The organism is Albidovulum sp. (genome assembly GCF_049646345.1).
Taxonomy (GTDB): Bacteria; Pseudomonadota; Alphaproteobacteria; order Rhodobacterales; family Rhodobacteraceae; genus Albidovulum.
The window spans coordinates 1-7,893 of sequence record NZ_JBARVQ010000848.1 but is presented as its reverse complement, the minus strand read 5'-3'; the positions used below and the strand labels follow the sequence as shown (position 1 = coordinate 7,893).

Genomic DNA, 7,893 nt, shown 5'->3' with positions numbered 1-7,893 from the left:
CGGCCCGCCGCCGCGCCCGCCCATCAGCACCTTGAGCTGCTCGGCACCCTTCTTCATGATCTCGTCGATCTCGGGGACAGGTCCACCTTCGCCTGGCCGACGTCCGCCGCGACCGCCCTTGCGGTCGTCATCGTCGCCGCCGGACCCGCCGCCGCCCCATGGGCCTCCGCTTCCAGCCATCAGGTCATTTCCCTCTTGTTGTTCTTCACAAATTCACATCCGAACTGGGCATCCGGGGCGGAAAGTCAAGCTGTCCGCACCGGTTTGCGCAATGTCACCAGTTCTTCGGCCATTACGGGGTGAACCGCAACCGTTCTGTCAAAATCTTCCTTGGTCGCACCCATCTTGATCGCGATGGCGGCAAGCTGGATCATCTCGCCAGCGCCGGGTGCCACAATATGGCAGCCGAGCACCTTGCGGGTCTCGGCGCAGACGATCAGCTTCATCATCACCCGGTCGGGCTGCCCGGCAAAAGCCGATTGCATGGGCCGGAACGACGTGGCGTAGACCTCAATCGGCCGCTCATCCCGCGCCGCTTCCTCGGTCATGCCGACGGTGCCGAATTCCGGCTGGGTGAAGACGGCGCTGGCGACAAGCTCATGATCCGATTTCGTCGGCTTGGCGCCAAAGATGGTGTCGGCAAAGGCATGGCCCTCGCGGATCGCCACCGGCGTCAGATTGATCCGGTCTGTCACATCGCCCACGGCAAAGATCGACGGGACGGCGGTCTGGGACCATTCATCCACCATGACCTCGCCTTTGCGGCCGAGCTTCACCCCCAGCTTGTCGAGCCCGAGCCCTTCGGTATTGGGCATCCGGCCGGTCGCATAGACGACCTTTTCATAAACCCCCTCGCGCCCGTCGGTCGATTTGACCCAGGTGCCGCCCTCTGCCGCCTTCATTTCAATCACATCGGTGCCGACATGAAGGTTGATCCCGGCATCGCGCATATGTTCGGCGATATGGCCCCGCGCCTCGCCATCGAAGCCGCGCAGGATTTGTTCGCCCCGATAAAACTGTGTAACTTCGACGCCGAGCCCGTTGAGAATACAGGCGAATTCACAAGCGATGAAGCCGCCGCCGACGATCAGGATCGATTTCGGCAGGCTATCGAGCTTGAAGATGTCGTTCGAGGTCAGCGCCCCGGCCGCCGCCGCCATCTCGGGCACGAAAGGCTGGCCGCCCGTGGCGATCAGGATGTGCTTGGCGGTGAATGCCTCACCCGTGGCCAGCCGCACCGTATGCGCATCCTCTACCACCGCGCGGCAATCGTGGATCGCGACCTTCGCCCCCGTCAGCCCGGCGCGATAGACGCTTTCCAGCCGGTCCAGTTCAGCGTCGAGCTTCGCCCGGAACGCCGTCCAGTCAAAGCGCCCAACCGTCACATCCCAGCCATAGGCGCGGGCATCTTCGAAGGCGGGCGCGTAGGACGAGGCGAAGACCATCAGTTTCTTCGGCACGCAACCCCGGATGACGCAGGTTCCACCCATCCTGTATTCCTCGGCGATACCGACCTTCGCACCATATTCGCTGGATGCGATCCTTGCGGCCCGCACGCCCCCCGAACCGCCACCAATGACGAAAAGATCGTAATCGAAAGCCATGCGCGCCCTTCCCGGCTATTGGTCGCCGAGATCGGCGAAGATGTTTTCCGGCTCGCCGAATTCCACCTTGTCACCGGGTTTCGCGCTGCCATCAATATCGTGCATCTCGACCCGTCCATCGGTGTGGCCGACGATCACCTGATCACAGATATCAATGAAAAGCCCGTTTTCAACCACACCCGGCACCTGATTGAGGACAAGCGCCAGTTGGCGCGGATTGCCGATCCGGCCCAGATGCAGATCAAGGACATGGTTGCCCTCATCGGTGACGAAAGGCGTGTCGCCATTCATCCTGAGCGTCACCTGACGGCTGAGGACATCGATCGACATCAGCATTTCCTCGATCAGCGCCCGTGTCGCGGCAAGGCCAAAGGCCAGAACCTCGACCGGCAGGGGAAAGGCGCCCAGTTGGGTGACCTGCTTGCCGGGATCGGCGATCACCACCACCCGGTCAGAGGCGGTGGCGACGATCTTTTCGCGCAGATGCGCGCCGCCGCCGCCCTTGATCAGATTGAGGCCGGGGTCGAATTCGTCGGTTCCGTCAATGGTCAGATCAAGCCATTTCGCATCATCGAGCGTCACCACGTGAAGCCCCAGATCGCGGGCAAGATCGCCCGTGCGATCCGAGGTGGGCACGCAGGTGATGCTCAGCCCCTCATTCTGCACACGTTCAGCCAGAGCACGCACCATCCAGGCGGCGGTCGAACCGGTGCCAAGCCCCACGCGCATGCCGTTTTCGACAAGGTCGACAGCACGTCTGGCCGCAGCGTATTTCGCCTTGTCGATGGGCGAGAGTTCAGCCGGCATGGGATCCTCCGTCAGGGCAAGCGCCTTGGTTATAGGAAAGATGCCCGCTGGTTGCGAGGGGCAAATGGCCGCCCTTGCCCCAATTGTGGCCGCTCAGATGTCCTTGCGCACCACGCTGAGATCGAGCGCGACCAGCGCCTCTACCCCGTCCATGACTTCGGCCAGCGTGACTTGCCCGTCGTGATCAAGATCGAAAGCCATCAGAGCCATGCGATCCAAGGCCTCGTCTTCGCCGACAGCCGCATATGCCGCAGCTGACGCATAAGCGACGAGTTCGTCCGCCGAAATCAAGCCATCCCCGTCGGCGTCCGCTGTGCCCTGCGCCACCTTCAGCTTGCCGCGCCAGCCCTGATAGGTGCGCCGGATCAGCCCATCGACTTCTTGTGCCGTCATGCGCCCGTCATTGTTAAGATCGGCACGCAGGAACCGCTCCATCTCGCGCGCCCACACTTTCGCCCGCTCGGCCAGGATGCTTTCCTCGATCCCTGCCATCCCGATACCGCCCCCGGCGCCGAAACTCAGGATCGCCTCGGCCGCCACCTCGATATAGGACGCCGGGCGTTTTCGGATCCGGTCGAGAACCCGTTCGGGCAGCGCCCGGACCAGAGCGGCCCCGTCAACCGGCAGTGGCGCCCCGTCACCTGCCGCGCCCGGGCCTGTGGCGATGACCGTAGATGCTGCGATCAAGAGCACCGAAAAACCCCGGCTTCTGTTCATCACACATCCTCCTCGTAACCCCGCCGAGCATCGGACAGCTTGGTTAACAAATCCTCACCTGCACAATTCGGGGGAGGTGATGCCGCGTCGCCAAAGCGTTCTGTCAAGGGTCAATGGGATCTCGCCGCTTAACGCACTGTCATTACCGCTCCGCACTTCGCCTGACCTGATCCGGCGGAGCGCGGGGGCAAGCCCCCGCGCAAGTCCGTTCTGTCGCGGTCTTCGTGATCACGAAACCCGCATCTGCCCGGCGGCACCGTTTCGCCCGACCAGGCGCGGATTTCGCCCGGAAAGGTCGCTTTCCACCGCTCTGCACCCCTGATCCCAGCGCATAAGTCAGCCATGACCGACGCGCCCTATATCCTGCATTACGCCCCTGACAATGCTTCACTCATCGTGCGGCTGGTGCTGGAGGAATTGGGTCAGCCGTTCCGGACGGAACTGGTCGATCGCAAGGCCCGGGCGCAGGACGGAGACGCCTATCGGCGGCTCAATCCGAACGGGCTGATCCCTGTGCTGGAAACGCCCGACGGCCCGATCTTCGAAACCGGCGCGATCCTGCTCTGGCTTTCGGAACGCCATGGCGCGCTTGCGCCCCAACCGGGCGACCCGGCGCGGGCGGGTTTCCTCAAATGGCAGTTCTTCACGTCGAACACGCTCCATGCCGATATCAGGCTGCATTTCTATCCTGCGCGCTATGCCGGGGACCCGGATTGCGTGACCGCTTTCGCCTTGGCGACCCGCACCCGCATCCTCCGCCATCTTTTGCTGATGGAGGCGATGGCGAGGGACCGGCCCGGCTGGTTCGCCCCAGACACGCCTTCGATCCTGACCTCCTACGTTTCCTGCCTCCTGCGCTGGCTGGCCCTTTACCCCGAGGGCGGCACCGGGTGGTTCGACCTCTCGCGCTCTCCGGCACTCCACGCTGTCGCCGCCGCGATGGAGGTCCGCCCCGCCGCGCGCAAAGCAGCCCTTGCCGAAGGGCTGGGCGAGACGATATTCACCAGACCCACATATGCCTGCCCGCCCGAGGGTAGTGCGACCTGAAAGGCCCGGCCCAGATGTTTCTTTCCGTCTTCGACATGTTCAAGGTGGGCGTCGGCCCGTCTTCCTCGCATACGATGGGCCCGATGGTGGCGGGCGCGCGCTTTCTTGCCGCGCTTCGCGCCTCGCCCTTTCATCCCCATGGCCTGAAAGCCTCGCTCCATGGCTCGCTGGCCTTCACCGGCAAGGGTCACGCCACCGACCGGGCGACGGTGCTCGGGCTGGCCGGGTTCCTGCCCGAGAGCTACGACCATGAAAAGGCCGAAGCGACCCTTGCTGCCATCGCCGAGACCGGCACGGTCACACCACCCGACCTACCGACATTGGCCTTCCAGCCAGAAACCGATCTGGTCTTCGATTACGGCCCGTCGCTTCCCGGCCATGCCAATGGCATGATCCTGATGGCGACGGATGCCCAAGGCGACGTGATCCTGCAGGAAACCTATTATTCCATCGGCGGCGGTTTCGTCCTGACCGATGCGGAACAGGCCAATGCCGGCAAAAAGGCCGCGGCCCCCTCGGGCTGCCCCTATCCGTTCCAGTCGGCGGCCGAGATGCTGGAAATGGCCGCCGCCTCGGGCATGAATATCGCCGAGATGAAGCGCGCCAATGAGCTGCATTTCCGCTCCGCGCGCGATCTGGAGGACGGCATGGCCCGGCTCTGGCAGGTGATGAACGACTGCATCGAGCGCGGGCTTGCCACCGACGGCATCCTGCCGGGCGGGTTGAAGGTGCGCCGCCGGGCCAAGGGCATCCATGAGGCGCTGAAGGCCGAAGCCGGGCTGAACATCACCGCCCCCCATGTCATCAACGACTGGATGAGCGTCTATGCGATGGCGGTGAATGAGGAAAACGCGGCCGGCGGTCAGGTCGTGACCGCGCCCACCAACGGGGCAGCGGGCGTGCTGCCCGCCGTGATCCGCTATTGGCTGGACCATGTACCGGGTGCAACCCAGTCAAAGGTCGGCGATTTCCTCCTGACCGCAGCGGCGATCGGGGGCCTGTGCAAGCACAACGCCTCGATCTCGGGTGCCGAATGCGGCTGCCAGGCCGAGGTCGGATCGGCCGCCGCGATGTCTGCGGCAGGCCTTTGCGCCGTGATGGGCGGCACGCCGGAACAGGTTGAAAATGCGGCAGAGATTGCACTGGAACACCACCTCGGCATGACCTGCGATCCGGTCAAGGGGCTGGTGCAGGTGCCGTGTATCGAACGGAACGGGCTGGGTGCGATCAAGGCGGTCTCGGCCGCCTCGCTCGCCCTGCGCGGTGACGGTCAGCATTTCGTGCCCCTGGATGCGGCGATCGAAACGATGCGCCAGACCGGCCACGACATGCATGAGAAATACAAGGAGACCTCGCTCGGCGGGCTCGCGGTGAACGTGCCGAACTGCTGAGGCGTTTGCCTTCTGAATTCAGCCTCGATTGCGCGCTGTCCCACTCGCCGGGATGGCGTGACCTGGCGTCCGGCCGCGCGGGCCAGCACTCCCTGGCCGATAGCCCGGCACCAGTCCGAGCCAGCCCGGCCCCGGCCGGGATGGCGAGACATGTCGTGGCCCGGAACGGGCCTCCGTTTTTAAAGAGCCGCGCCAGAGAATGTCGCTTTCCGGCTGGACGTGGCAGCGCTGCCCGGATAGCGGAAGGCTATGAACCCGACCGACCGTGTCCTGACCGGCGTCGCGCTGATGATCGGCTTTTGCATCTTCGCGCCGCTCATCGACGTCGCCTCCAAACTCGCCGCACAGGACGTGCCGGTGGGCGTGGTCACGCTCGGCCGGTTCATCGTGCAGGCCGCTCTCATGCTGCCGGTCGTGCTGTTCATGCGGCTCAGCTTCAGCATGACGCCACAGACGCTCGGCCTGACCACCATCCGGGCCAGCCTCGCCATCGCCTCGACCTATTGCTTCATCGCCGCGGTCAAGGTCATGCCCATTGCCGATGCGCTTGCCATCGTCTTTGTCGAACCCTTCATCATCCTTCTGGTCGGCAAGCTGGCTTTGTCCGAACAGGTCGGGCCACGACGACTTGGCGCGGCAATCGTCGGGTTCGGTGGGTCGCTCCTCGTCATCCAGCCGTCCTTTGCGGCCTTCGGGGCCGTGGCGCTGTTTCCGCTCGGCACAGCGGTCTTTTTCGCCTTCTACATGCTGGTCACACGCCATCTGTCGCAAAGGATGCATCCGGTGACGATGCAGTTTCACACCGCCGTTCTTGCGGCACTTCTCTGCCTGCCTTTTCTCGCGGTTGGCCACGGCCTTGGCGAACCCGCGCTGGCCTTCGTGTTGCCCGAAGGGGTATTCTGGCTCTGGTGCTTCTGTGTCGGCCTTGCCGCCACGATCAGTCACATGGCCATGACCTATGCGCTGAAATTCGCGCCCTCATCCACGCTGGCCCCCCTGCATTACCTAGAAATCGTGACCGCGACGCTTTTCGGCTATATCTTCTTCGGCGATTTTCCCAATGCGCTGACCCTGTCCGGGGTGGCGGTCATCGTCGCCTCGGGCCTTTATGTCATTCACCGCGAACGCCAGGTTGCGCGGGCCGCCCGGCTTACGCTGCATCCCCCGGCACCAGAGCTGCGATAGAAGCTTCCAGACATGAGCGCGGCAAGAGGACGAGCATCCTCGCCGCGTCGAAGTCGAGCGTGACAGGGCCCGTCGCCCGGTTCGACGTGCCGATCCGCCCGTCAGGCGCGAATCCGATCCCGTCTATCGGCCAGAACAGCCCATCTGACCGGCCCCGGACCGGCCCCATCGGAAACAGCGACACCCGCGTTCCCTCGGCCAGATCGAGATTCAGACGCTGCGGAGCCAGAAAGACCACATCCTCCTCGCCCAAAATCAGGCATCGTTGCGCCGGGTAACGTGCCAGCACCGTCCAGACGGCAAGCACATGATCAAGCCGCCCGCCCGCGAACCCCACGCCAAGGATCAGTGGCGCCTCGATCCGGCTCAGGCATTTCTCGAAATCGGTCGTATCCTGTTCGGAAATATGGAAAAGCCGCTCCGGCGGGATCGCGGCGCGGGTGTCGGCCGTGATCGAATCGAAGTCGCCGATCACGGCTTCGGGCGTATATCCCGCCGCGATTGCCATATTCGCGCCACCATCTGCTGCTACCAGAAAAGGGGCATGGGTGAGCGCCTCTTTCAGACAGTAAGATGTGCTTTGCCCTGCGCCCAGCAGCGTTACGGGCTTATCGGATTGAAGCATGGTGGCTAACATGCCGACATTGATGACGAAAATGGCGAAGAGACACAATATGGGCCGAAAAATAACCTTCAATTAACCTGTTTTTGTCCACGATGCCGCATAAGTTAAAGGGCAGCCTAAGAATACAGGCGCGAAAGAAGGCGAGTTTTCATGGTTGGCGCGAGTAAGATCCTGACGGTGTCCTACGGCACCTTTTCTTGTACGCTGGAGGGGTTTGACGACCCGTTCTCGGCGATGAAGGCCATTGCCGAATACTTCCGCGAACTCGCCGCCGATGACCGCTTTTTCGGTGCGGAACCGCCCACCCCGGATGCCGACATGCTGCACCGCATCGCCGAACGCGAAGTCCAGCGGCGTGTTGACGCGAAGGTCAGCGAAAACGGCATTGTCTTGCGTGCACGTGCCGATGAGGCCCCGGCGATCGTTGATGAACCGGCTGCACCGCCATCTGCCCCGGTGGCGGAAGGGTCCGAAGAAACGGAAAGCATTGCGGCGAAACTGATGCGCATCCGGGCCG

At 63.5% G+C, this 7,893-nt stretch carries 7 protein-coding genes and 2 pseudogenes; 4 read left to right on the top strand and 5 right to left on the bottom strand.

Going from position 1 to position 7,893, the window contains the following annotated elements; genetic code table 11:
* The 4 genes and pseudogenes from WBB85_RS22305 to WBB85_RS22290 form a co-directional block, all read right to left on the bottom strand.
* Positions 1 to 180 (bottom strand): annotated as a pseudogene (locus tag WBB85_RS22305) (FtsH protease activity modulator HflK); the annotation flags it as partial.
* A 65-nt stretch (positions 181 to 245) separates the two neighbouring features.
* Positions 246 to 1,604 carry a glutathione-disulfide reductase gene (gene gorA, locus WBB85_RS22300; protein WP_432640762.1) on the bottom strand — a complete coding sequence of 453 codons (1,359 nt, stop codon included), beginning with the start codon at positions 1,602 to 1,604 and terminating at the stop codon, positions 246 to 248.
* Between the two features lie 15 nt (positions 1,605 to 1,619).
* The gene (rpiA, locus tag WBB85_RS22295; RefSeq protein ID WP_432640761.1) at positions 1,620 to 2,411 is read right to left on the bottom strand and encodes a ribose-5-phosphate isomerase RpiA; all 792 of its coding nucleotides are present in this window, start codon (positions 2,409 to 2,411) and stop codon (positions 1,620 to 1,622) included.
* A 93-nt stretch (positions 2,412 to 2,504) separates the two neighbouring features.
* A complete protein-coding gene (locus tag WBB85_RS22290; protein WP_432640760.1) occupies positions 2,505 to 3,128 on the bottom strand; it encodes a hypothetical protein in 624 nt (207 codons plus the stop codon).
* Between the two features lie 342 nt (positions 3,129 to 3,470).
* Here WBB85_RS22290 and WBB85_RS22285 point away from each other — a divergent pair, with 342 nt between their 5' ends.
* The 3 genes from WBB85_RS22285 to WBB85_RS22275 all read left to right on the top strand — a co-directional run bounded on the left by WBB85_RS22285 (position 3,471) and on the right by WBB85_RS22275 (position 6,751).
* On the top strand, positions 3,471 to 4,175 hold the full coding sequence (locus tag WBB85_RS22285; RefSeq protein WP_432640759.1) for a glutathione S-transferase family protein: 705 nt from the start codon (positions 3,471 to 3,473) through the stop codon (positions 4,173 to 4,175).
* 14 nt (positions 4,176 to 4,189) lie between these two features.
* Complete coding sequence (locus WBB85_RS22280) at positions 4,190 to 5,566, top strand: L-serine ammonia-lyase (protein WP_432640758.1); 1,377 nt, start codon at positions 4,190 to 4,192, stop codon at positions 5,564 to 5,566.
* A 249-nt stretch (positions 5,567 to 5,815) separates the two neighbouring features.
* Positions 5,816 to 6,751: a DMT family transporter gene (locus WBB85_RS22275; protein WP_432640757.1), complete on the top strand. Its 936-nt coding sequence runs from the start codon at positions 5,816 to 5,818 to the stop codon at positions 6,749 to 6,751.
* Here the strand turns inward: WBB85_RS22275 and WBB85_RS22270 are convergent.
* Positions 6,717 to 7,376, bottom strand: coding sequence for a thiamine diphosphokinase (locus tag WBB85_RS22270; protein WP_432640756.1), 660 nt, complete (start codon positions 7,374 to 7,376; stop codon positions 6,717 to 6,719). The two genes, WBB85_RS22275 and WBB85_RS22270, sit on opposite strands and share 35 nt — an antisense overlap.
* A gap of 150 nt (positions 7,377 to 7,526) precedes the next feature.
* Here WBB85_RS22270 and WBB85_RS22265 point away from each other — a divergent pair.
* A pseudogene (locus WBB85_RS22265) lies at positions 7,527 to 7,893 on the top strand (hypothetical protein); the annotation flags it as partial.

What these genes read in the sequence shown, in the direction of transcription:
- gorA (WP_432640762.1), bottom strand. Translation starts at nt 1,604, where the DNA reads ATGGCTTTCGATTACGATCTTTTCGTCATTGGTGGCGGTTCGGGGGGC.
- rpiA (WP_432640761.1), bottom strand. Translation starts at nt 2,411, where the DNA reads ATGCCGGCTGAACTCTCGCCCATCGACAAGGCGAAATACGCTGCGGCC.
- WBB85_RS22290 (WP_432640760.1), bottom strand. Translation starts at nt 3,128, where the DNA reads ATGAACAGAAGCCGGGGTTTTTCGGTGCTCTTGATCGCAGCATCTACG.
- WBB85_RS22285 (WP_432640759.1), top strand. Translation starts at nt 3,471, where the DNA reads ATGACCGACGCGCCCTATATCCTGCATTACGCCCCTGACAATGCTTCA.
- WBB85_RS22280 (WP_432640758.1), top strand. Translation starts at nt 4,190, where the DNA reads ATGTTTCTTTCCGTCTTCGACATGTTCAAGGTGGGCGTCGGCCCGTCT.
- WBB85_RS22275 (WP_432640757.1), top strand. Translation starts at nt 5,816, where the DNA reads ATGAACCCGACCGACCGTGTCCTGACCGGCGTCGCGCTGATGATCGGC.
- WBB85_RS22270 (WP_432640756.1), bottom strand. Translation starts at nt 7,376, where the DNA reads ATGCTTCAATCCGATAAGCCCGTAACGCTGCTGGGCGCAGGGCAAAGC.